Below are 21,239 nucleotides of genomic sequence, written 5' to 3'. Positions count from 1 at the left end.
GCGTCACCGGAGAGGTGCACCATGTCGATTGTGGCTACCACACCGTCGGCATGAAAGCGGTGGACGCTCCCGACATCTCGGTTGTGAAGGACCTTCCCTAGAGCGCCGCGCGTTCATTCGGACGGACAAAGAACGCATTGATACCTGATCGAGCATCGGCATGATCCAACACCCGGATTCCCCTTTCTGGCCCGATGCTCCGAGCGCCGGCCGACGACATCGCGGTTCATCATGATGCTTCCGCAGCTTTATCTGTGCCGCCATGGCCAGACGGACTGGAACGCCGAGGGCCGCCTCCAGGGCCAGGAGGACATCGCGCTCAACGCCCTTGGCAGAGCCCAGGCGCAGCGCAACGGCCGTTATCTGCGCAATGTCCTCGGCCAGGACGCGCGAAAATTTCGTTTTCTGTCGAGCCCGCTTTCGCGCGCCGCCGAAACGATGCGGATCATCCGCACCGAGCTTGGTCTGGATGCAGGCGATTTCGCGACCGATGCGCGCCTGGTCGAATTGCACTTCGGCGACTGGCAAGGATCGACGATCAAGGAAGTGCGGACCCGGGATCCGCAGGGCATCGCGGCGCGCAAGGCCGACAAGTGGAATTTCGTCCCGCCTGGCCCTGACGCGGAGTCGTACGCGATGCTCGCGGAGCGTGTCCGGCCTGTCTTCGAGTCCCTCAACGAGCCGACCATCGTCACCGCCCACGGCGGCGTCACCCGCAGCTTTCTGCGCAACTACGACAATCTCAGCGCCGACGAGGCCTCGCATATCGGCATTCCGCAGGACCGCATCCTTCATTTTCGGGACGCAGTCGTCAGCTGGGTTTGAAATCGCGGCTGGTCAGCCGGCGTCCACCAGACGCAAAGTCTCGGCCTCGTCGAGGATCAGCACGACGCTCATGCCCGGCCGGACCGCCTCGTAGTCGAAATGATCCGGCAGATCGTAAATCAGTCCGTCGCTCAATTTCAGCTGCGCCCGCTCGCGATCGATCGATTCGATCATGCCGTCGACCTCCTCCGCCATCGAGGGGATCGTCATCGCAACGGTCAGGAAGGACGTTGCGAAAAATGCAAGAATTTTCCTGGTCACCAGCTCGCCCTCGTTCCGATGTGCCTGCACCTATGCCGCGTCCGCGACCCGTCTCGGTCGCGGCACTTGCCGACGGCCCGAAGCAGTCCGCCGATCCGACGAAAGCTCGCGCCGGATTGTGTCAATTCTCGTACCGCCCGGTTACGTTTCATGTCGATCGGTTGCATTTGACGGCGTTGGTCAAGCTACCGTAAGCGGACCGGGCCCCATTTTTTCTTCTCCTGGCGGAGTTTCATGTCTCACAACAGTTTCGGTCATCTGTTCCGCGTCACCACCTGGGGCGAAAGCCACGGTATCGCGATCGGCTGCGTCGTCGACGGAACGCCGCCCGGCATCCGCTTCTCGGAAGCCGACATCCAGGCGTTTCTGGACAAGCGCCGCCCGGGCCAGTCGCGCTATACGACCCAGCGCCAGGAGCCGGACCAGGTGCGCGTTCTCTCCGGCGTCATGCCGGGCGACAGCGAGGGTGAACTGGTCTCGACCGGCACGCCGATCGCGCTGGAAATCCAGAATGTCGACCAACGCTCGAAGGATTATTCCGAGATCGCCCGGCGCTATCGCCCCGGTCATGCCGACATCACCTACGACATGAAATACGGCGTCCGCGACTATCGCGGCGGCGGCCGCTCGTCGGCCCGCGAGACCGCGACCCGGGTCGCGGCCGGCGCGATCGCGCGACGCATCGTGCCCGGTCTCGTCGTGCGCGCGGCGCTGGTGCAGATCGGAACGATCGCCATCGAACGCGAGCGTTGGGACTGGGCCGAGATCGATCGCAACCCCTTCTTCTGTCCGGACGCGGAAACCGCCGAACGCTGGGCGGCGCATCTCGACGCCGTCCGCAAGCAGGGTTCCTCCGTCGGGGCGGTCGTCGAAGTCGTCGCCGAAGGCGTGCCGGCCGGCCTTGGCGCCCCGATCTACGGCAAGCTCGACAGCGACATCGCCGCGAATCTCATGTCGATCAACGCGGTCAAGGGTGTCGAAATCGGCGACGGCTTTGCGGCCGCGACGCTGAGTGGCGAGGACAATGCCGACGAAATCCGCATCGGTGGCGATGGCCAGCCCGAATTCCTGTCCAACCACGCCGGCGGCGTTCTCGGCGGGATCTCCACCGGCCAGCCGATGGTGGCCCGCTTTGCGGTCAAGCCGACCTCGTCGATCCTGACACCGAAGCGCTCGATCAACGCCGATGGCGAGGAAGTCGACGTCATGACCAAGGGGCGCCACGACCCCTGCGTCGGCATCCGCGCGGTTCCGATCGGCGAGGCGATGGTCGCCTGCGCCATCGCCGACCATTATCTGCGCCATCGGGGCCAGACCGGGCGAGGGTAAACCGATGCGCAAGGCTTTTCCCGCCACGAGGCCGCGCGGTCGGATCTTGCTTGCCGCCAGCCTGTCGAGCGCCGTCCTGTTTGCCGCGACGCTGTCGCCACTGCCGGCGGCCGAGCGCCTTCCCGACGGCGACATCGCCGTGTCAGCCGCCGGCGATATCGCGGCCGCCTGGTTCGCCCGACCGACGACACGCTATGCCCACGAGATTCTCGGCGATGCGATCGAAGCCGGCTCGCTGGTCGCGGAGACGCGCGATGGCCGGACGATCGAAGCGGTTCTTCCCGAGACCCAGGTCTTCGAGGACCTGACGCCGCGCCTTGTCGACATGGACGGCGACGGCCGCAACGAGATCATCGCCATCCGCTCCGATGTCATGAAGGGGGCCGCGCTGGCGGTTTACGGACTGATCGACGGACAATTGGTCGAGCGCGCCGCGATCCCGCCGATCGGCCGGCCAAACCGCTGGCTGAACGTCGCGGCCATTGCCGATCTCGATGGCAATGGCCGGCGGGACATCGCCATCGTCAAGACGCCGCATATCGGCGGGACGCTGGAAATCTATGCCTGGGAAGACGGCAAGCTGCTGCTGCGCGCCAGCAGGGCAGGCTACAGCAACCATGTCATCGGCTCGCGCGAGCTCGATCTGGCGGAGGTCGTCAGCCTCGAGGGAACCCCGGTGCTGATCCTGCCGAACACCGCGCGCACGGCGTTGGAGGTGGTGCGCGTCGAACCGGATACGATCACGCCCGTCGCCAGCATTGCGCTTGCGGCGCGGGCGGTCGGATACTTGCGATCGAGCGCCGACGGCAAGGCGATCGAAATCCGGCTGGAGGACGGCAGCACGGTGCGAACCAAGCTGACACAGTCAGAGAATTGATCCGCGGGACAAAGGCGCTAGCTCGTAGATTATGACGACCCGACTCTATCATCACCCGATCTTCGCCGAACACCTGACCGGCTCCGGCCATCCCGAGCGGCCGGACCGCATGAAGGCAGTCGCGGCGGCGCTGGAAGACGAGGCGTTTCAGCATCTCGACCGGGCCGAGGCGCCCGAGGGAACGCTGGAAGCGATCTATCGCTGCCATCCCGAAGCCTTCGTGCGCAAGATCGCCACGGCGATCCCGGACGAGGGCCTGGCGCGCCTCGACAACGATACGATCGTCAGCCCGAAGAGCTTTGCCGCGGCTTTCCACGCCGTCGGTGCCGCCATGGCCGGCGTCGACGACGTGATGTCGGGCGCGGCCGACAACGTCTTCGTCGCGTCGCGGCCGCCAGGTCACCACGCCGAGGCGAGCACGGCGATGGGCTTCTGCCTGTTCAACCAGGCCGCCATCGCCGCCCGCCACGCCCAGGCGGCGCACGGTCTCGGACGGGTGGCGATCGTCGACTGGGACGTCCACCACGGCAACGGTTCGCAGGAAATCTTCTGGTCGGATCCCTCGGTCCTCTATTGCTCCACGCACCAGATGCCGCTCTATCCGGGCACCGGGGCGAAGAACGAAACCGGCGCCGGCAACATCGTCAACGCGCCCCTGTCGGCCGGCGACGGCGGATCGGCGTTCCGCGAGGCGTTCGCGTCGCGCATCGTGCCGGCGCTGGAGGCGTTCCAGCCCGATCTCATCATCATCTCGGCCGGCTTCGACGCACATCGCCGCGATCCGCTGGCCAATCTCATGCTGGAGGCGTCGGATTTCGACCAGGCGACGGCGGAGCTGATGGCTGTCGCCGACAAGCATTGCGACGGCCGGGTTGTGAGCATCCTCGAAGGCGGCTACGACCTCGAGGGGCTCGCCGTCTCGACCACCGCCCACGTCAAACGGCTGATGACCGGCTGATCCCGCACGCTTCGTTTGACCCGCGCGAAAGACGCAGAAATCATGGCAGACACCGACGAGACCGCCCTTCCGGTCGACGATTCCGACATCAAGCGGATGAGCTTCGAGGACGCGCTCGCGGCGCTGGAGCGGATCGTCTCGGATCTCGAGCGCGGCGACGTGCCGCTGGATCGCTCGATCCGCATCTATGAGCGCGGCGAAAAGCTGAAGAACCATTGCGACCGGCTCCTGTCGGCGGCCGAGGACAAGGTCGAGAAGATCAAGCTGAACCGCCAGGGCAAGCCGGTCGGCACGGAACCGCTCGACCCGGGCTGACAGGCCGATCCCCAGGTCCGGCGGCGCGCGTCGGCGGACCTTATCGCGGACACGCGAGCGAATTCAGTTGCCTCCCACGGGTTGAACGGAGCAGGCTGGAACCAATTTAAACCGGACACGCGCCGTTCCAGCGCAACGATCAGACCGGCGAGGTGACGAAGTGCAAAACGAGTTGACGACACCGCTGCTCGACCAGATCGCCGCGCCGGCCGATCTTCGCCGGTTCAAGGAAAGCGAGCTGCGCCAGGTCGCCGACGAATTGCGGGCCGACCTCATCGACGCCGTGTCGAAGACCGGCGGCCATCTCGGCGCCGGTCTCGGCGTCGTCGAACTGACCGTCGCCCTCCATTACGTCTTCGACACGCCGGACGACCGGCTGATCTGGGATGTCGGCCATCAGGCCTATCCCCACAAGATCCTCACCGGCCGGCGCGAGAAGATGCGCACCGTGCGCCAGGAGGGCGGCCTGTCGGGCTTTGCCAAGCGCACCGAAAGCGAATACGACCCCTTCGGCGCCGGCCATTCCTCGGCCTCGATCTCGGCCGGCCTCGGCATGGCGGTGGCGCGCGATCTCGCCGGCGGCACCAACAATGTCGTCGCGGTGATCGGCGACGGCGCGATGAGCGCCGGCATGGCCTATGAGGCGATGAACAACGCCGGCGCGCTCGACGCCCGCCTCATCGTCATCCTCAACGACAACGACATGTCGATCGCACCGCCGACCGGCGCGATGAGCGCCTATCTCGCCCGCCTCGTCTCCGGCAAGACCTACCGGACCCTGCGCAACCGCGCGAAATCGCTGAGCCAGCATCTGCCGGACTTCATGCGCGAGGGCGCCCGCAAGACCGAGGAATACACCCGCGGCTTCTTCACCGGCGGCACCTTGTTCGAGGAGCTCGGCTTCTACTATGTCGGGCCGATCGACGGCCACGATCTCGACCACCTTCTGCCGGTGCTCAAGAACGTCCGCGACGCCCAGACCGGGCCGATCCTCGTCCATGTCGTCACCCGCAAGGGCAAGGGCTACGCGCCGGCCGAGGATTCCGACGACAAATATCACGGCGTTTCCAAATTCGACGTCATCACCGGCGCCCAGGCGAAATCCAAGGGCAACGCGCCGAGCTACACCAGCGTCTTTGCAGAAACGCTGATCCAGGAGGCGCGGGAGGACGACAGGATCGTCGCCGTTCATGCCGCCATGCCGGACGGCACCGGCCTCGACAAGTTCGGCGCGGTGTTTCCGGCCCGCACCTTCGACGTCGGCATCGCCGAGCAGCACGCGGTCACCTTCTGCGCCGGCCTCGCCTCGGAGGGCTACAAGCCGTTCGCGGCGATCTACTCCACCTTCCTGCAGCGCGCCTACGACCAGATCGTCCACGACGTCGCGATCCAGAAGCTCCCCGTGCGCTTCGCCATCGACCGGGCCGGCTATGTCGGCGCCGACGGGCCGACCCATGCGGGCGCCTTCGACACCGGCTTCCTCTGCCCCCTGCCCGGCATGGTGGTGATGGCCGCCGCCGACGAGGCGGAGCTGCGCCACATGGTCCGCACCGCCACGCTCTATGACGAGGGGCCGATCTCCTTCCGCTATCCGCGCGGCAACGGCACTGGCGTCGACATGCCCGAGCGCGGCGCGGCGCTCGCCATCGGCAAGGGCCGCATCGTCAAGGAAGGCACCAAGGTCGCGATCCTCTCCTTCGGCAGCCGGCTGGCCGACAGCTTGGCGGCGGCGGAGGAACTCGACACGTTCGGCCTGTCGACGACCGTCGCCGACGCCCGCTTCGCCAAGCCGCTCGATTCCGATCTGATCGCGCGCCTCGCCCGCGATCACGAGGTGCTGATCCTGGTCGAGGAAGGGGCGAGCGGCGGCTTCGCCACCCAGGTGCTGCAGCATCTGGCGGTGCGCGGCCTGCTCGACCACGGGCTCAAGGTGCGGCCGCTGACGATGCCGGATCGCTTCGTCGACCACGCCGCGCCGGAAGCGATGGTCAAGTCCGCCGCCCTCGACCTCAAGGGCATCGTCGACGCGGTCTTCCGGGCGCTGGGCGCGGGGGCCGAGCGGGTGCTCAAGGCGTGAGGGGGTGACGCGGCGATTGGCCTCGGCCAGGCAGATCCTTCCGATAGAGGCGGGGGCGTCGCCCCGCGCGATGCAGGGCCGTTCTCACGAGGACTTCTGGCTTCGTGTCTTTTCCGCGGAACCGGCGCATTAACTGCCTGCGCGCCACTGGATCGAGGTTCGCCATGGGGGCCGAGATAAGCTAGTGGGATCAGATGTCGAAGCCAGAGCACTTCCGAATCAGCGCCTTCCTTAAGGACGTACTCGGCCGCGCCCTCGTGACCAACGAGTTCGTGGCCGTCTTCGAGCTGGTGAAGAACTCGCTGGATGCCGGCGCCGGCAGGGTCGACATCGTCTTCGACCTCGATGCGGACACGGTGTGGATCGTGGACGACGGCGCAGGAATGTCGCCGGTCGACCTCCGCGACAAGTGGCTGTGGGTGGCCTACTCCGCCAAGCGGGAGGAGATGGCCGAGCGCGACTATCGCGACCGGATCGACCCATACCCGCGATACGCGGGCTCGAAGGGCATCGGGCGCTTTTCTGTCGATACACTAGGTAGGGAACTACGCCTCTATACGCGCGCGGCGCCATCGGGAGCAGTCGCCGCGATCGAGATCGCCTGGTCGGATTTCGAGGGCAATGCACGGGATGAGTTCCAAAATGTGCCGGTCGAAATCAAGTCGCTCAGTTCCTTTCCCAACGTGCCGCTGGCGCCGGCGCTGCCCGGGTCGGGGACTATTCTTGAGGTCGTCCACCTGCGTCACGACTGGAATGCCAGCGCCCTTGACCGCCTGCGGTCCTATCTGGAGAAGCTGATCGATCCGTTCGGGACGAGCGACGACGTACCTATCTGCCTATCGGCTGCAGGGGGCGGCCTTACGGCCGACGAGGCGGCCGGGCTGTCTGGTCCCGTGTCAAACGACATCGCCGAGATGCTGAGGGGCAAGACGACGCGGATCGCCGTCGAGGCCGCAGACGGAATCGTGGAGACCGCGCTCATCGACCGCGGACTAGAGGTCTTCCGGATCAGGGAACCCGCAGAGTTCGAGCACCTTGCCGGCATCTCGATCAATGTGGAGTTGTTCTACCTCAATAGGAGCGCGAAGCACACATTTGCGCAGCGGATGAAGGTGCGCGCCCACGACTTTGGCAGCATCTTCCTGTTCCTGAACGGCTTCCGCGTCTTTCCGATTGGCGAACCCGACGACGACACCTTTGGCATCTCTGCGCGGAAGCAGCAGGGGACCGCACGGAATCTGGGAACGCGGGACGTGATGGGACGTGTGGACGTGTCCGCACCGCCTGGCCTGCTAAAGGAGGCAAGCAGCAGGGATGCTGGCCTGATTGAGGGCCCCGAGTCGCGCGAGCTGTTCGCTTTCGTGGTGGCCAAGGCTATCCGACGCCTCCAGCGCTACGTCGTCGACGTGAACTGGAGGGACAAGCTCGACACCGATAGGCTGGACCCGTCGGGCCTGAGAAGCGAGGCGGCGCGGGCACGGATCATCGGAGTGGTCCAGGCGATAGCTGGACAACGCAACGTGGAGCTCGTCTCGTTCGATCCGGAGATCGTCGATGTGCTCGACGAGCGAGCCCACGGCTTTGAAAAGGCGATGCTCGGCTTGGCGAAGGTAGCCGAGGCGACTGGAGACGAGGGCCTGCTGGCCCGGGTCGAGGCGGCACGGGCCCGGCAAATCGAGCTCGAACGCCTGGAGCGGGAGGCTCGCGAGGGCCTTGAGGCAGCAGAGGCCGAAGCCGAGGCCGCGAGAAGGGAGGCCAGGTTAGCCACGGCCGCGCGTGACACGGCAGTGGCGCGCATGGAGATCGCCGAACGGCAGGCACTCATACTGGACCGGACTGGTACGAGGGAAGTTTCTGATCTTGAGGTGTTTCACCACCAAGCTCGGGTATACGCCGCCGAAGCGGCCTCCATAGGCCGGCGAGCGATCAAGAAGGTAGAAACGGCCACGAAGGAAATCCGGGACAGTGGGGGTGACGGACGCATCATCTCCGGCCTTGAGGACGCGTCCCACCTTGTGTCAGACCTCTTGCTCTATCTCGGCCGGATCGAGATGGTCGGAGGTCTAGCGATCCAGGCTGCCTTCTCCCTCGACTCCGGCCGTTTAACCGAGGACGCGGTAGCCTTCTTGGCCGACTATGTGGGAAAGGTTCTTCCTTCGACCGGCGGCCCCGGCTTCGCAGATTTTGACGACGGAGATTTGTCGCACCGAACCGAGTTCGACCCCATTGGGCTAGCCCTTGTTGTCGACAATCTCGTGAGCAACTCGCGGCGTGCAGGGGCAAGCACAATACACTTTAGGGCAAGGAAACTCTCGCCAAAGAGTGCAGATGTGGTCATCGAAGCCTGGGACGAAGGTGGCGACGGGCTGGGGATTGCCGATCCAGATAGGATCTTTGAAAAGGGCTACACCACCCGCAGGCGGGGTACCGGGCTAGGTCTCTACCATGCGCGCCAAGCCATGGAGGCAATGGATGGCGGGTTGTCTCTCGCGCCGGACAGGGCAGACGGTGAGGCACGCTTTCTTTTGCTGCTGCCACCTCGGAAGCAAGGTAAGAAATAGACGATGGCGCAGGTTTTTAGGATCCTTTGGTTTGAGGACCAACTTAGGGAAATCAGCAGCCAGAGGGCCGAACTAGTCGAACAAGCCCTCGAAGACCACGGGATCGCACTCACGTTCGAAGATCGCCCGGTCGCACATGACGACGTGCTCGAGGAGGTCAAGCGTCGCCAGTTGCTGTACCACGACTTTGACTTCGTGGTCTTGGACTACGACCTAGGCGGCGAGGTCACCGGTGACGTGGTCGCTGCGCGCCTTCGAGAGGATTTCGGGTTCGTTCCCATGGTCTTCTACAGCGGCAATCTGGATGGCGTCAGAGGACTCCGTGGCCAACTGCTCGAGGCCGGGGTCGACGGCATACATTGCGTGGAGCGTCGCAACCTCGTGGAGTTCCTTGGAGAAAAGCTCGACGAACTCCTGCACCCGGTTTCACGTATTGAAGCTGTCCGCGGCAGCGCCGTTGGTGCGCTGGCCGAATGCGATATCGAACTGCGGCGCTGGTTCGTGGCCCGGTGCGACGAGATTGATGAGGAAGCGAAGGTAAAGATTGAAAGCAGGCTGGATGCCAACCTTGCAGAGTCGAACAGCAGCCGGGACAAGCAATGGGAGAAAAGGGGCGGCGATCTTCCGTGGAAGGTTGAGCGCGCGGATAGCTCTCATCTCATGCGGATAACTCGGACCCTGGCGGGCACGCTTGGCATTGACGGACTACCAGAACATGAAGCCTTTCACAAAGACCTCCTAGAGCCACGAAACATCCTCGGCCATGCCGTGGCGGAGCGTACGGCGGACGGACTAGTCGTCAGGTCATTGCATGGCGGCGAGATAAAACCGCAGGAGCTAGCAGATCTGCGCCGCCGCATGGCCCAAACGAGGGAGGCTATCCTCCGGTTCGCTGTCCCGAAGGAGCCCGAGTAGCAACTCTCCAATTGCCTCGGCGAGAAGCGGAGGAACTGCGTTCGCGACCTGCGTATATCGTGGACATGCTAGACGTCGCTCAAGCCCGCCAGCGGTATAGGGGCCGGAAAAGCGGAACCAGTCGGGAAACGACTGTAAGCGTGCGTGCTCCCGGACCGTCATGGTGCGCGGCTCCGAATAGTGGACGAGGTCGTCGGGCAAGGTGGAGATCGTCGGAGAGGGTGCGTCCGCGTCCAAGAGCGTCGTGGTCCGCTTCGCGATGCCGAGGCGCTTCCGGTCGGCAGCGGTTAGGACGCGCCCTGGGAGGCAGGTCGCGATGATTTCCTCCATCCGCCCTGAGGCGGCTTTCCTATGGCGGGCAAGACGCATGTCGCTCGGGCATTCGCGTGCGCCAGCACGCATTAATCGGACGAAGGCGTTTGGCTCTCTGGGCTCGGCATATCTGGCTGCCAAGAAGCCTTGACTTCCCCACTCCGGATCTGGAACGCTACCGCCTAGCGATACCTCAAGGTCACCGATTGCCTGACGCGTCGTGGTTGGGCCCGGTCCGAGCCCGCGCTTCGCTAGAAAGGACCGATGGGATGTCCGGAGGCGGGAGAACGGATCGATACCCGGCAGGCTTTCCTTCCGCGCGGCGACGAGGATGAAGCGTGGCCGTGTCTGTGGTACGCCGAAGTCGGACGCGAGAACAATCTCATGCCAAGAATCGTATGCTAGGTCCTTGAGGCGCTGGGAGACGTAGTCGGGGAAAGTACCACCGTCCTCGTGGGGCATGGAGGCGAAGCCTCGGACGTTCTCGATGAGCACGAACTGCGGCTGGACGAGGGACACGACCTCGAGGTGGGCATCAATGAGGCGGTTGCGCGGATCGCCTCTGTCCCGTCGCCCATTCGTCGAGAAGCCTTGACATGGTGGCCCTCCCCCCACGAGGTCGATGGTCCCCGCCAGCGATGCTAGGTCCCCGTGATGTTCGTCGAGGAGCCGCCAAATGTTGATTGGTCCGATGGGCAGCCAGGCGGGCCAACGCCGCCGCGCCGCATGATCTAGGAGGTTTGTGCGGTAGGTCTCGAAGGCATCTTTATGCTCCTCGACGGCGAAGGCGGGTGTGAAGCCCGCCCGCGCCAGGCCTAGCGACAGGCCGCCACAGCCCGCGAAGAGGTCAATACACGTCGCCATTACATCCCACTTACTGCGATTCGCTTCAATGCCACGTAAAGGAGCTACTTGTCCAGGACCGCTTGTGGCACATGGCCATGGCGGGGAACTGTGCTGAGCATGCGAGGATTGTGAGCTCAACTTGTGCTGGTGAATGTGGGGCAGTTGCCCAGAGTGCGATCGTCGATGAGTAGGATCTTCACTGCAATGAACGGCAAGGATGGGCCGAATGCATAACGGCCGCTGGGTTGTCCACTCGCCGCGCTGACTGCGCCGAGCCGGACGGTCGGCTATCGGCCCCACCTCTCCCCCAAATTTATCCCCACCCCTTTCCCCTCCCGTATCATCCCCTCACCGCTGGCCCGCGATCGGGCACGAATGATCACCGGGATCGTTCGGGGGCCGGCGGGCGGCGTCTGCGCTGCGGCCTCTTCCGGAGGGGCCGCATCCCGGACGACCCGAGGTACTGCCGGCCCGTCGCCTAATACGGGGCGTCCGCGGATTGATCCGCTTGAGCTTGGCTTCGGCCTTGCGAAGAGTCGGCTGCCATTGGGGCCCTTGTCGCGCCGTCTTGTGATGGCGGGAGGAGGGCAGACCGCCGGAGGATTTGGGCCAGCGGGAAGCCGGCCCGCCCCTTCGGCGCCCGGTGCATCGGGTTCGACAAATCCCGCGCGGCACGCCGGAGGTGGACCGCTACCCTACACTACGGAGGTCCGCCTCCGGCGTGCCGCCGACCTGACCGCGCCGAATGGCGGGGACGGAACGGCGAAACTTTTCCCGCCCGCGCCCGTCAGGGCGTCGGCGGACCTCATGCCCCGGCCGCATCGCGGCGCGGGAACGCCCTGTCATGTCTTCGGTCCGGAAAGCGGCGCCCCCCTTCCCCAATCGCCGCTTGCCATTTGACCGCGCCGGCCGCATGACCTGCCGATGGCCGCCACCGAAGCACAGCATCTGTCGCGCATCCGCCTCGACACCCTGGTTTCCGACCGCGGCCTCGCCGCCAGCCGGGCCCGCGCCCGCGACGCGATCCTGCGCGGCCACGTCAAGGTCGACGGGCTCGTCGTCACCAAGCCGAGCCTCAACGTGCCGCCGGACAGCGAGATCACCCTCGACGACCCGGCGGCGGACTACGTCTCGCGCGCCGGGCTGAAGCTGGAGGCCGCGCTCGACCATTTCGCCATTCCCGTCGAAGGCCGCACCGCGCTCGATCTCGGCGCCTCGACCGGCGGTTTCACCGAGGCGCTCTTGCGGCGCGACGCGGCGCATGTCGTCGCCATCGACGTCGGCCACGGGCAGATGCATCCGCGCGTCGCCGCCGACAGGCGCGTCACCGCGATCGAGGGGCTCAACGCCCGCGACCTGACCCGCGAGGATCTGAACGGCCATCGCTTCGATCTCCTCGTCGCCGACGTCAGCTTCATCACGCTGCGGCTGGCCCTGCCGCCGGCGCTGGACCGCGCCGAGCCGGGGACCGACGCGGTGATCCTGGTCAAGCCGCAATTCGAGGCCGGGCGCGAGGCGATCGCCAAGAACGGCCTGCTCCGCGATCCCGACAGCGCGCCGAGGGTCGCCGAGTCCTTGCGCGACTGGCTGGCCGCCCAGCCTGGCTGGCGGGTCGGCGGGATGATCCCCTCGCCCATCGCCGGCGGCGACGGCAACCACGAATTCCTGCTCGCGGCGGAAAAGCCATGAGCGAGCGCGTCACCATCGATCGCCTCGGCGCGCGGGGCGACGGCATCGCCGAGACCGGGGCCGGCGCGATCTTCGTGCCGTTCACCCTGCCCGGCGAGGTGGTCGCGATCGCCACCGGGGGACCGCGCGCGGAAGCGGCGATGATTATCGACGCCTCGCCGCATCGCCAGACGCCGCCCTGTCCGCATTTCGGCACTTGCGGCGGCTGCGACCTGCAGCATGCCGATGACGGGTTCTATCATGCCTTCAAGCGCGATCTCGTCGTCGAGGCGCTGGCCCGCGCCGGCGTCGAGGCCGATGTCGGCGACATCGTGCCCTGCCCGCCGGCCTCCCGGCGGCGCGTGGCCTTCTCCGCCGTGCGCGCCGGCAACCAGGTGCTGCTCGGCTTCAATGCCGCGCATTCCAACCGGATCGTTCCGATCAGCGTCTGCCCGATCGCCCTGCCGGCCATCGAACGCGCCTTGCCGGCGTTGCAAAAGCTCGCGGCCATCCTGGTCGACCGCAAGCGGCCTCTGAAGCTGACCGTCACCGCGACGCTGACCGGTCTCGACGTCGCGATTGCCGATGCGGCGAAGCTGTCGGAGCCGATGCGCCGGCAGGCGGTGTCGCTGGCGCTAGGCGAAGGCTTCGCTCAGCTCTCGGTCAGCGGCGAGACGCTGGTCGTGACCCAGCCGCCGACCATGGATTTCGGCGGCATGACGGTCGAATTGCCCGCCGGCGCCTTCGTCCAGGCCGTCGCGTCGGCCGAGTCGGCAATGGCGTCGCTGGTCCTGTCGCATATGGCCGGCGCCAAGCGCGTCGCGGACCTCTGCGCCGGCTGCGGCACCTTTGCCCTGCGTCTGGCGCCGCACGCCACCGTCCACGCCGTCGAGGCCGAGGCGGCGCCGCTCGCTGCGATCACCGCCGCCTGGCGCGCGCGGCCCGGCCTGAAACCGCTGACCACCGAACGGCGCGATCTTTTCCGCCGGCCGATCCCGGCGAAGGAGCTCAAGCCCTATGAGGGCGTCGTTTTCGACCCGCCGCGCGCCGGTGCGGAGGGCGTCGCGCGGGAACTCGCCGCCTCGACGGTCGGGCGGATCGCCGCGGTCTCGTGCAATCCGGTGACGCTCGCCCGCGATCTCAAGATCCTCACCGATGGCGGCTACCGCGTGAATTCGGTGACGCCGATCGACCAGTTCTTATGGTCGCGTCATGTCGAGGTCGTCGCCCTGCTGGAGCGCTGAGCCGGCGCAAGGCTTGCGGCGATGCGCCAACCATGCGAGCCACAGTGGCCCCCAAGCCATGAGACGCCGACGCCTTGACCGAATATCTCATCCAGTATGGCTACGCGTTTCTCTTCGTCGTCGTCCTGCTCGAATCGACCGGCCTGCCGCTGCCCGGAGAGAGCCTGATCGTGGCCGCCGGCATGCTGTCCGGCGAGGGTTCCTTCAACATCCTCGCCGTTCTGATCGCAGCCTTTGCCGGTTCGATCGTCGGCGACAATCTCGGTTATCTCGTGGGGCGCCGCTACGGCCGGCGCATCGTCGTGCGTTGGGGCGCGCATTTCGGCCTCGGCGAGAAGCGCTTCGCCATGGTCGAGGAGCGATTCCAGACATACGGTTTCGCCGTCGTCCTCGTCGCGCGTTTCGTGATCATCCTTAGGCAGCTCAACGGTTTCGTCGCCGGCACCATGCGGATGAACTGGCCAATCTTCCTCTTCTACAACTGTATCAGCGCTGCACTGTGGGCCGGCGCCTACGGCCTCGGCGCCTATGTCTTCGGCGCCGCCTTCCGGCACTTTTTTGCGGAGTACGGCACCTGGCCGATTATCGTCATTGCCGGCGGCGTCTGCCTTGTCGGCATCGTCGGCACCTATCGTTTCCTGTTCAACGCGGCGAAGAACGGGGGCGACGAACCGACCGCCCCCGACTCGCGGGGGTGAGCCGCCCCGGGGATGAGAAAAACCCTCTACCGCGCCATAAACGCCCGAAACGCCGCCTTGGCCTCGTCCGAGGTCATCCGCTCGGAGAAATACTCGACCTCCAGATCGATGCGTTCGAGGAGATCCTCGCGCTTACCGCGTAAGAGCTCGCGGGCAATTGCCAAAGCCTTCGGCGGCTTGGCCGCGAGCCGCAGGGCGGCATCCCGCGCCGCGGCCTCCACATCGCCTTCGACGATCTCGTAGACGAGTCCCGACCCGCGCGCCGCCCTGGCGTCGAAACTGTCACCGAGAACCAGCAAGGCAAAAGCGCGCTGGTCGCCCATCAGCTTCGGCGCGATCAACGTGGAACCGGCCTCGGGCGTGATGCCGAGATCGAGAAATGGCGTTCTGAAAATCGAGCCGGGCGAGCAATAGGCGAGATCGCAATGCATCAGGATCGTGGTGCCGATGCCGATGGCAAGCCCGTCGACGGCGGCGATCAGCGGCTTGGAAAAGGTCGCGATGGCGCGCAGGAAATCGTGCACGTCGGTGTGACGGGTGCCGCCCTCGGCGATGGCTATGAAGTCCTTGATGTCGTTGCCGGCGGAAAAGGCTCCGGGTGAGCCGCAGATGAGCACCGCCCGAACGGCATCGTCGCCACCGGCGGCAGTCAGCGCGTCCGCCATCGCCCGGTACATGTCGCGGGTGATGGCGTTCTTCTTCTCCGGCCGATTCATCCGGATGGTGAGGACGCCGGACTGCGTGCCAGTCTGAATGAAATCGCTCATGATCGACTCCTATTGGAGAATGGCTTGGGCGGCGGCGAGGCTGGCGGCCCCGGCAATGACCTGACGCTTCAGCCCGGCCGTTTCGCCGAGCAGGTTCTCGGCCATGAAGCGGGCGAGATGGGTGCGCTCGGTGCGGCCGGTATCGGCCAGCGCGCCTTTGGCGAGATAGACGGCGCCGGCGGTAAGGCCGAACAGTCTGAGATAGGACGTCGCGCCGGCGAGCGCGGTATCCATGTCCTTGTCGGCGAGCGCTCTTGCAAGAAACGCCGTCGCCTCCTTCAGATCGTCGAGCGCTGCGGCGAGGGCATCGCCGGTGGCACCGAAATCCGCTGCGTTCCGGCCGCGCACGGCATCGACCGTCTCGGCGAGTTCGGCCAGATAGGCGCTAACTGCGGCGCCGTCCGACTGGCCGATCTTGCGGGTGACGAGATCGATCGCCTGGATGCCGTTGGTGCCCTCGTAGATCGGTGCGATCCGTGCGTCGCGCAACAGCCGCGCGGCGCCGGTCTCCTCGATGAAGCCCATGCCGCCATGCACCTGGATGCCAAGCGAGGCGACCTCGACGCCGATATCGGTGGCAAATGCCTTGGCTATCGGGGTCAGGAGATTCGCGCGCTCCTTCCAGATCCGCGCTTCGCTCGCTTCGTCGCGGGTCGCCCTCGCCATGTCGGTGGCGTGGCCGCAGGCATAGGCGATGGCACGCGCGCAACCGGTCAGCGCCTTCATCGTCAGTAGCGAACGGGCAACGTCCGGATGCTCGACAATCGGGCTCATCTGCCCCGACGGCTCGGCGCCCTTGGCGAGGCGCGTCGAACGGCCCTGACGGCGCTCGCGCGCATAATCGAGCGCCATCTGGAAAGCCGCTTCGGCGACGCCGACGCCCTGCACGCCGACCAGAAGCCGCGCATTGTTCATCATCGTGAACATGCAGACGAGGCCGCGATTTTCCTCGCCGATCAGGTAGCCGACCGCGCCGGCCTCCTCGCCGTCGATACTGCCGTCGCCGTAGATCATGGTGCAGGTGGGCGAGCCGTGGATGCCCAGCTTGTGCTCGACAGAGTGGCAAAAGACGTCGTTGCGACGGCCGAGCGACCCGTCGGCGTCGACCAGGAATTTCGGCACCAGGAACAGCGAGATGCCTTTCACGCCGACCGGTGCGTCCGGCAGGCGGGCAAGCACGAGATGCACGATGTTGTCCGTGAAATCGTGCTCGCCATAGGTGATGTAGATTTTCTGGCCGTAGATCCGGTAGCTGCCATCGTCGGCCCGCTCCGCCTTGGTCTTCAGGGCCGACAGGTCGGAGCCGGCCTGCGGCTCGGTCAGGTTCATCGTGCCGGCCCACTCGCCAGAGACGAGCTTGGCCAGATACGCCGCCTTCAACTCATCCGAACCGTGCGTCTCCAACGCCTCGACGGCGCCGACGGTCAGGGTCGGACCGAGGGCAAAGCCCATCGACGCCGAGTTCCACATTTCGAATACCGCGGCCGACAAGGATGTCGGCAAGGCCTGCCCGCCATACTCCTCCGGCCCGGTCAGGGCGTTCCAGCCGCCAGCCACCCAGTCGGCGTAGAGTTCCTTCCAGCCGGTCGGCGTCGTCACCACGCCTTCGTTCACCGACGTGCCCTCGCGATCGCCCCCCTCGGCGAGCGGCGCGATTTTTTCGCTCGCGAACCGGCCTGCCTCCTCCAGAACCGCGTCCAGGAGATCGGGCGACAGTTCGCCCAGCAGGCCTTTTTCCATCGCCGGCTCCAGATCGGCCACCTTCTTCAGGGCGAAAGCGATCTCACCGATGGGCGCCTTGTACATGGCAATCTCCTTCAAAACAGGCCGTTGAAGCGACAGGTCTCCCGACAGCAGGTAAAATCGCCTCTCTGCATCTTACGTAAAAGTCAATTCTGCGCAAGGAACCGAACTCCAGCCTCGACCATTTCCATGTAACAGCAAACAGGAGGAAGTTGATGCGGTTTGTACGCTTTGGCCACCGCGGTTCCGAGCGGCCGGGCTTGATCGATGACGACAACCGCATTCGCGACCTCTCCGAGCACGTGTCCTCGCTAGCCGGCCCCTCCCTCGACCCGGATGAACTCGCCGCATGCGGGCGCCTCGACCCTGCTTCATTGCCGCTGGTTCCCGAGGGCGTGCGCTTGTGCCGACCCGTCCAGAAGATCGGAAAGATCGTCGGGGTCGGCCCGAACTATCACGACAGCGCCAGTCTCGCGGGCTTCAAGGTCAATCCGGAGCCGACAATCTTCCTGAAGGCGGCGACAGCCGCGTGCGGTCCCACCGATCCGATCGAGCTTCCCAAGCTCTCCACACGCGTCGATTGGGGCGTGGAGCTAGCCGTCGTCATTGGCCGCGTGGCGAAATATGTCAGCGTCGAGCATGCGATGCGGCACGTCGCGGGTTTCACGCTCGCCAACGACGTCACCGAGCGCAGCTTCCAACTCCAGCGCGGCGGCCAATGGTCGAAGGGAAAGTCGCACGACACCTTCGCCCCGCTTGGTCCGTGGCTGGTTCCGCCCGACCAATTGTCGGACTACGACGCCATCGACCTTTGGCTCGACGTCAACGGGGAGCGCCAGCAGTCGGGCAATACGGCGGCCATGATCTTCAAGGTGCCGTATCTCATCTCCTATATCTCGCGCTTCATGCGCCTCCAGCCGGGCGACGTCATTCTAACCGGCACCCCTGGCGGCGTTGGCCTTTCCTACGACCCGCCTCGTTTCCTGAAAGCCGGCGACCGGGTGACGCTCGGCGCCACCGGGCTCGGGTCGCAGGATTCGACCTGTGTCAGCCTTTAGCGTCGACTGATTTTCCCATCAGCTGATCCCACCCCGCATCGGGGGTGAAACGGGGTCCGTGTTTATCCGCCAGCGCCTTCAATCTCGCGGCGATCTCATCGATGCCGCGCTTTTTGGCGTAATGGATGGGCCCGCCTCGAAACGGCGCGAAGCCAGTGCCGAAGATCATCGCCCCGTCGGCGACGTCCTCGCTCTCGACGACGCCTTCGCGGAGGCACGCCACGACCGCGTTCAGCATCGGCAGGATCAGCCGGTCGAGGATGTCCGGGTCGTCCTTGACCGAGTCCGACAGCGCCTCGATCTTCTGCTTCCTGGGCTTGCCATCGGAATCATATGCGTAGAGCCCGGCGCCGGTCTTGCGACCGAGCTTGCCATCGGCAACCATCCTCTCCAGCCAGGCCGGCGTTTCCGGAAAGTCGCTGTCCAGCCGCTCGCGCAGCGAGGCTGAAACCACGACGGCGATATCAAGCCCGACCTGGTCGGCGAGTTCGACGGGTCCCATCGGCATGCCGAAATCCTCGGCGGCGCGATCGATCCGCTCCTTCGGAATGCCCTCGTCCACCATGATCAGCGCCTCGGCCATGTACGGGGTCAGCGCGCGGTTGACGAGGAAGCCCGGCGCCGAGGCCACGGGGGCCGGCAGGCGCGATAATTCGACGGAGAAGGCGGTCGCCCGGCGGGCGGTTTCGGAGCTGATCTTGTCGTGGCTGACGATCTCGATGAGTTGCATCCGGGAGACCGGGTTGAAGAAATGCAGGCCGACGAGGCGCGACGGATCGGCGAGCCCCTCGGCGAGGCAGCGCCGAGGTATTGGTCGCCAGCAACGCCCCCTCTTTCAAGCGCGGCTCGATGTCGGCGTAAATCTTTCGCTTGAGCTCGAGTTTTTCGGGCGCCGCCTCGATGACGAGATCGTCGTGGGCGATGCCGAGACCGGCCGGGTCCGGCGTCAGACGATCCAGCGCGTCGCGCACCTTCAAGGGGTCCTTGAGCGTCGCAGTCAGCATCTTCGTCGCCGCGCGGATGGCCTTGCCGATCGGCTGTGTCGCGACATCGCCGAGCGTCACGTGAAAGCCCTCGCGCGCCGCCCAGGCGGCGATGTCGGCGCCCATGGCGCCGGCGCCGATGACATGGACGTTTTTGATCGCCGAATCGCCCTGCTTCAAACCGCGCATCGTCTCGCGCAGGAAAAACACCCGGACGAGATTCTGCGCGGTATCGGTCTCGATCAGTTCGGCGAAGCTGTCGATCTCCGCCTCCTGCATCGCCTTGGGATTGCCGCCATGGGCTTCCCAGAGGTCGATCAGCCGGTGCGGCGCCGGATAATGCTCCTTGGCGGCCTTCTCCGTCGTCTTCTTGCGCATCTGGCTGGCCGCGAGCGCGCGGGCCGGACGCAGCGAGAAGGCCTGCGTCTTGAAGCCGCCAGCGGCGGTCTTGAGCTCGTTGTAGAGCGCCGCCTGTACGGCTGTGCTCACATGCCGCTCCTCGACCACGGCGTCGACGAGGCCGATTGCCTTGGCCTTCTTCGCCGGCATTGCCTTGCCGGTCAGCATCATCGTCATCGCCTCCAGCGGGTCGGCGACGGCCGTCGACCGATAGGTGCCGCCGAGACCGGGATGCAGGCCGAGCATCACTTCCGGAAAGCCGAGGCTGGCATCCGAAACCGCGATCCGAAAGTCGCAGGCGAGCGCCAGTTCGAGCCCGGCGCCGAGGCAATGACCGTTGATCACAGCGATGGTTTTGGCCTGGACCTCGGCCAGACGGTCGAGGACCAGATGCGCTTCCTTCAGCATCCCGCGGATCTCCCCGGTCGAAGCGCCCGCGAATTGCTGGATGTCGGCTCCAGCGGCGAAGCCGGAAGGCTTTGCCGAGCGGATCACCACTGCCGAGGGCCGCTGGTCGATGATCCTGTCGACGTGCTGGGACAGTTCTTCTATGACGCTCCGGTCGATCGTGTTGACCGCCTTGCCGGGGCGGTCGAGCACAAGCCAATAGACGTAATCCTCGTCGGTCGCCGCCCGCCAGTTGCCTTGCTGCTCGGCCGCGCGGGCCGGCCCGAGTTCGAGGGCGCGATCGGAAAGTGCGTCCAGCATTCTGCCCATGGTTCTTATCTCGTCTTCTTGTTCTTGTCGGAATGCGCCGCGAGGGGTCCGGGACATCGCGGCGTCAGGTCGGGTTTCGGGCGAACAGCCGGCGCGAAGCCCCGCGCCGGCATGGTGTCTCGTCTTGCGCTCAGGCGGCTTCCAACAGCATCGCGCCACCAAGCCCGCCGCCAATGCACTCGGTCGCGATACCGCGCTTGCGGCCGAGCCGCCGCATGGCGTTGGCCAGATGCAGGGTGATGCGATTGCCGCTGGTGCCAACGGGATGACCGAGCGAAATGGCGCCGCCGTCGACATTGAGATTGGCGGGGTCGATGCGACCGCCGCGGCCTTCCAGGCCAAGCACCGGATCGACCAGTCTCGGGTCGTCAAAGGCCGCGAGGCAGGCCAGAACCTGGGTGGCGAAGGCCTCGTTCAATTCCCACAGATCGACGTCGGCCACCGTCATGTCCTGTCGCTTCAAAATCGGCGCGGTCGAAACGACCGGACCAAGACCCATGATCGAGGGGTCGAGTCCGCCCCATTCGGAATCGACGATGCGCGCGAGCGGCGTCATGCCATGCCGTTCGACCGCCTCTTCCGAAGCCAGCACGACCCAGGACGCGCCGTCGGTGATCTGCGAGGAATTGCCGGCCGTCACCTTGCCGTAGGGCCGCTCGAAGACAGGCTTCAGCTTGGCCAGCGAG

At 65.8% G+C, this 21,239-nt stretch carries 18 protein-coding genes and 2 pseudogenes; 13 read left to right on the top strand and 7 right to left on the bottom strand.

Features of this window, described 5'->3' with window-relative positions; genetic code table 11:
* Both MJ956_RS13860 and MJ956_RS13855 read left to right on the top strand, forming a co-directional pair.
* Positions 1–101, top strand: a pseudogene (locus MJ956_RS13860) (NADH-specific enoyl-ACP reductase); the annotation flags it as partial.
* A gap of 130 nt (positions 102–231) precedes the next feature.
* Positions 232–825 (top strand): histidine phosphatase family protein, encoded by a 594-nt coding sequence (locus MJ956_RS13855; RefSeq protein ID WP_253965037.1) that lies wholly within the window; start codon positions 232–234, stop codon positions 823–825.
* A gap of 12 nt (positions 826–837) precedes the next feature.
* On the opposite strand, the gene MJ956_RS13850 is transcribed toward MJ956_RS13855, so the two are convergent.
* Positions 838–1,086: a DUF1344 domain-containing protein gene (locus MJ956_RS13850; RefSeq protein WP_253965036.1), complete on the bottom strand. Its 249-nt coding sequence runs from the start codon at positions 1,084–1,086 to the stop codon at positions 838–840.
* 234 nt (positions 1,087–1,320) lie between these two features.
* Here MJ956_RS13850 and aroC point away from each other — a divergent pair, with 234 nt between their 5' ends.
* From aroC to dxs, 5 genes are all read left to right on the top strand, one after another.
* The gene (gene aroC, locus MJ956_RS13845; RefSeq protein ID WP_253965035.1) at positions 1,321–2,415 is read left to right on the top strand and encodes a chorismate synthase; all 1,095 of its coding nucleotides are present in this window, start codon (positions 1,321–1,323) and stop codon (positions 2,413–2,415) included.
* A gap of 4 nt (positions 2,416–2,419) precedes the next feature.
* Entirely contained in the window at positions 2,420–3,292 is an 873-nt protein-coding gene (locus tag MJ956_RS13840; RefSeq protein ID WP_253965034.1) for an FG-GAP repeat domain-containing protein, read from the top strand.
* 31 nt (positions 3,293–3,323) lie between these two features.
* Positions 3,324–4,250 carry a histone deacetylase family protein gene (locus tag MJ956_RS13835; RefSeq protein WP_253965033.1) on the top strand — a complete coding sequence of 309 codons (927 nt, stop codon included), beginning with the start codon at positions 3,324–3,326 and terminating at the stop codon, positions 4,248–4,250.
* A gap of 42 nt (positions 4,251–4,292) precedes the next feature.
* The gene (locus MJ956_RS13830; RefSeq protein WP_253965032.1) at positions 4,293–4,565 is read left to right on the top strand and encodes an exodeoxyribonuclease VII small subunit; all 273 of its coding nucleotides are present in this window, start codon (positions 4,293–4,295) and stop codon (positions 4,563–4,565) included.
* A 160-nt stretch (positions 4,566–4,725) separates the two neighbouring features.
* The gene (dxs, locus tag MJ956_RS13825) at positions 4,726–6,642 is read left to right on the top strand and encodes a 1-deoxy-D-xylulose-5-phosphate synthase (protein ID WP_253965031.1); all 1,917 of its coding nucleotides are present in this window, start codon (positions 4,726–4,728) and stop codon (positions 6,640–6,642) included.
* Here the strand turns inward: dxs and MJ956_RS19020 are convergent.
* Positions 6,632–6,808 carry a PDDEXK family nuclease gene (locus tag MJ956_RS19020; protein WP_423724875.1) on the bottom strand — a complete coding sequence of 59 codons (177 nt, stop codon included), beginning with the start codon at positions 6,806–6,808 and terminating at the stop codon, positions 6,632–6,634. The genes dxs and MJ956_RS19020 overlap by 11 nt on opposite strands.
* A 28-nt stretch (positions 6,809–6,836) precedes the next feature.
* Here MJ956_RS19020 and MJ956_RS13820 point away from each other — a divergent pair, with 28 nt between their 5' ends.
* Both MJ956_RS13820 and MJ956_RS13815 read left to right on the top strand, forming a co-directional pair.
* Positions 6,837–9,203, top strand: coding sequence for an ATP-binding protein (locus tag MJ956_RS13820; protein WP_253965030.1), 2,367 nt, complete (start codon positions 6,837–6,839; stop codon positions 9,201–9,203).
* 3 nt (positions 9,204–9,206) lie between these two features.
* Entirely contained in the window at positions 9,207–10,118 is a 912-nt protein-coding gene (locus MJ956_RS13815; RefSeq protein ID WP_253965029.1) for a response regulator, read from the top strand.
* On the opposite strand, the gene MJ956_RS13810 is transcribed toward MJ956_RS13815, so the two are convergent.
* Positions 10,041–11,294, bottom strand: a complete 1,254-nt coding sequence (locus MJ956_RS13810) for a DNA cytosine methyltransferase (RefSeq protein WP_253965028.1) — start codon at positions 11,292–11,294, stop codon at positions 10,041–10,043. The two genes, MJ956_RS13815 and MJ956_RS13810, sit on opposite strands and share 78 nt — an antisense overlap.
* Positions 11,295–12,200: 906 nt before the next feature.
* Here MJ956_RS13810 and MJ956_RS13805 point away from each other — a divergent pair.
* The 3 genes from MJ956_RS13805 (at position 12,201) to MJ956_RS13795 (ending at position 14,886) form a co-directional block, all read left to right on the top strand.
* Entirely contained in the window at positions 12,201–12,965 is a 765-nt protein-coding gene (locus MJ956_RS13805) for a TlyA family RNA methyltransferase (protein WP_253965027.1), read from the top strand.
* A complete protein-coding gene (locus tag MJ956_RS13800; protein WP_253965026.1) occupies positions 12,962–14,188 on the top strand; it encodes a class I SAM-dependent RNA methyltransferase in 1,227 nt (408 codons plus the stop codon). Before MJ956_RS13805 ends, MJ956_RS13800 begins: the two co-directional genes overlap by 4 nt.
* A gap of 74 nt (positions 14,189–14,262) precedes the next feature.
* Positions 14,263–14,886, top strand: a complete 624-nt coding sequence (locus MJ956_RS13795) for a DedA family protein (protein WP_253965025.1) — start codon at positions 14,263–14,265, stop codon at positions 14,884–14,886.
* 26 nt (positions 14,887–14,912) lie between these two features.
* On the opposite strand, the gene MJ956_RS13790 is transcribed toward MJ956_RS13795, so the two are convergent.
* Positions 14,913–15,653: a crotonase/enoyl-CoA hydratase family protein gene (locus MJ956_RS13790; RefSeq protein ID WP_253965024.1), complete on the bottom strand. Its 741-nt coding sequence runs from the start codon at positions 15,651–15,653 to the stop codon at positions 14,913–14,915.
* A 9-nt stretch (positions 15,654–15,662) separates the two neighbouring features.
* Entirely contained in the window at positions 15,663–17,459 is a 1,797-nt protein-coding gene (locus MJ956_RS13785) for an acyl-CoA dehydrogenase family protein (RefSeq protein WP_253965023.1), read from the bottom strand.
* A gap of 152 nt (positions 17,460–17,611) precedes the next feature.
* Here MJ956_RS13785 and MJ956_RS13780 point away from each other — a divergent pair, with 152 nt between their 5' ends.
* A complete protein-coding gene (locus MJ956_RS13780; protein WP_253965022.1) occupies positions 17,612–18,454 on the top strand; it encodes a fumarylacetoacetate hydrolase family protein in 843 nt (280 codons plus the stop codon).
* On the opposite strand, the pseudogene MJ956_RS13775 reads toward MJ956_RS13780, so the two are convergent.
* Positions 18,444–20,553 (bottom strand): annotated as a pseudogene (locus MJ956_RS13775) (3-hydroxyacyl-CoA dehydrogenase NAD-binding domain-containing protein). The gene MJ956_RS13780 and the pseudogene MJ956_RS13775 overlap by 11 nt on opposite strands.
* Before the next feature lie 130 nt (positions 20,554–20,683).
* On the bottom strand, positions 20,684–21,239 hold a 556-nt coding region (locus tag MJ956_RS13770), incomplete at its 5' end, for a thiolase family protein (RefSeq protein WP_479768641.1).

The sequence above is a fragment of the Aurantimonas marianensis genome, assembly GCF_024195285.1.
Taxonomy (GTDB): Bacteria; Pseudomonadota; Alphaproteobacteria; order Rhizobiales; family Rhizobiaceae; genus Aurantimonas; species Aurantimonas marianensis.
The sequence above is the reverse complement of the archived record's forward strand: the minus strand, read 5'-3'. Positions and strand labels throughout refer to the sequence as shown.

Coding starts and splice junctions, on each gene's coding strand:
- MJ956_RS13855 (WP_253965037.1), top strand. CDS start 232: ATGATGCTTCCGCAGCTTTATCTGTGCCGCCATGGCCAGACGGACTGG.
- aroC (WP_253965035.1), top strand. CDS start 1,321: ATGTCTCACAACAGTTTCGGTCATCTGTTCCGCGTCACCACCTGGGGC.
- MJ956_RS13840 (WP_253965034.1), top strand. CDS start 2,420: ATGCGCAAGGCTTTTCCCGCCACGAGGCCGCGCGGTCGGATCTTGCTT.
- MJ956_RS13835 (WP_253965033.1), top strand. CDS start 3,324: ATGACGACCCGACTCTATCATCACCCGATCTTCGCCGAACACCTGACC.
- MJ956_RS13830 (WP_253965032.1), top strand. CDS start 4,293: ATGGCAGACACCGACGAGACCGCCCTTCCGGTCGACGATTCCGACATC.
- MJ956_RS19020 (WP_423724875.1), bottom strand. CDS start 6,808: ATGGCGAACCTCGATCCAGTGGCGCGCAGGCAGTTAATGCGCCGGTTC.
- MJ956_RS13820 (WP_253965030.1), top strand. CDS start 6,837: ATGTCGAAGCCAGAGCACTTCCGAATCAGCGCCTTCCTTAAGGACGTA.
- MJ956_RS13815 (WP_253965029.1), top strand. CDS start 9,207: ATGGCGCAGGTTTTTAGGATCCTTTGGTTTGAGGACCAACTTAGGGAA.
- MJ956_RS13810 (WP_253965028.1), bottom strand. CDS start 11,294: ATGGCGACGTGTATTGACCTCTTCGCGGGCTGTGGCGGCCTGTCGCTA.
- MJ956_RS13805 (WP_253965027.1), top strand. CDS start 12,201: ATGGCCGCCACCGAAGCACAGCATCTGTCGCGCATCCGCCTCGACACC.
- MJ956_RS13800 (WP_253965026.1), top strand. CDS start 12,962: ATGAGCGAGCGCGTCACCATCGATCGCCTCGGCGCGCGGGGCGACGGC.
- MJ956_RS13790 (WP_253965024.1), bottom strand. CDS start 15,653: ATGAGCGATTTCATTCAGACTGGCACGCAGTCCGGCGTCCTCACCATC.
- MJ956_RS13785 (WP_253965023.1), bottom strand. CDS start 17,459: ATGTACAAGGCGCCCATCGGTGAGATCGCTTTCGCCCTGAAGAAGGTG.
- MJ956_RS13780 (WP_253965022.1), top strand. CDS start 17,612: ATGCGGTTTGTACGCTTTGGCCACCGCGGTTCCGAGCGGCCGGGCTTG.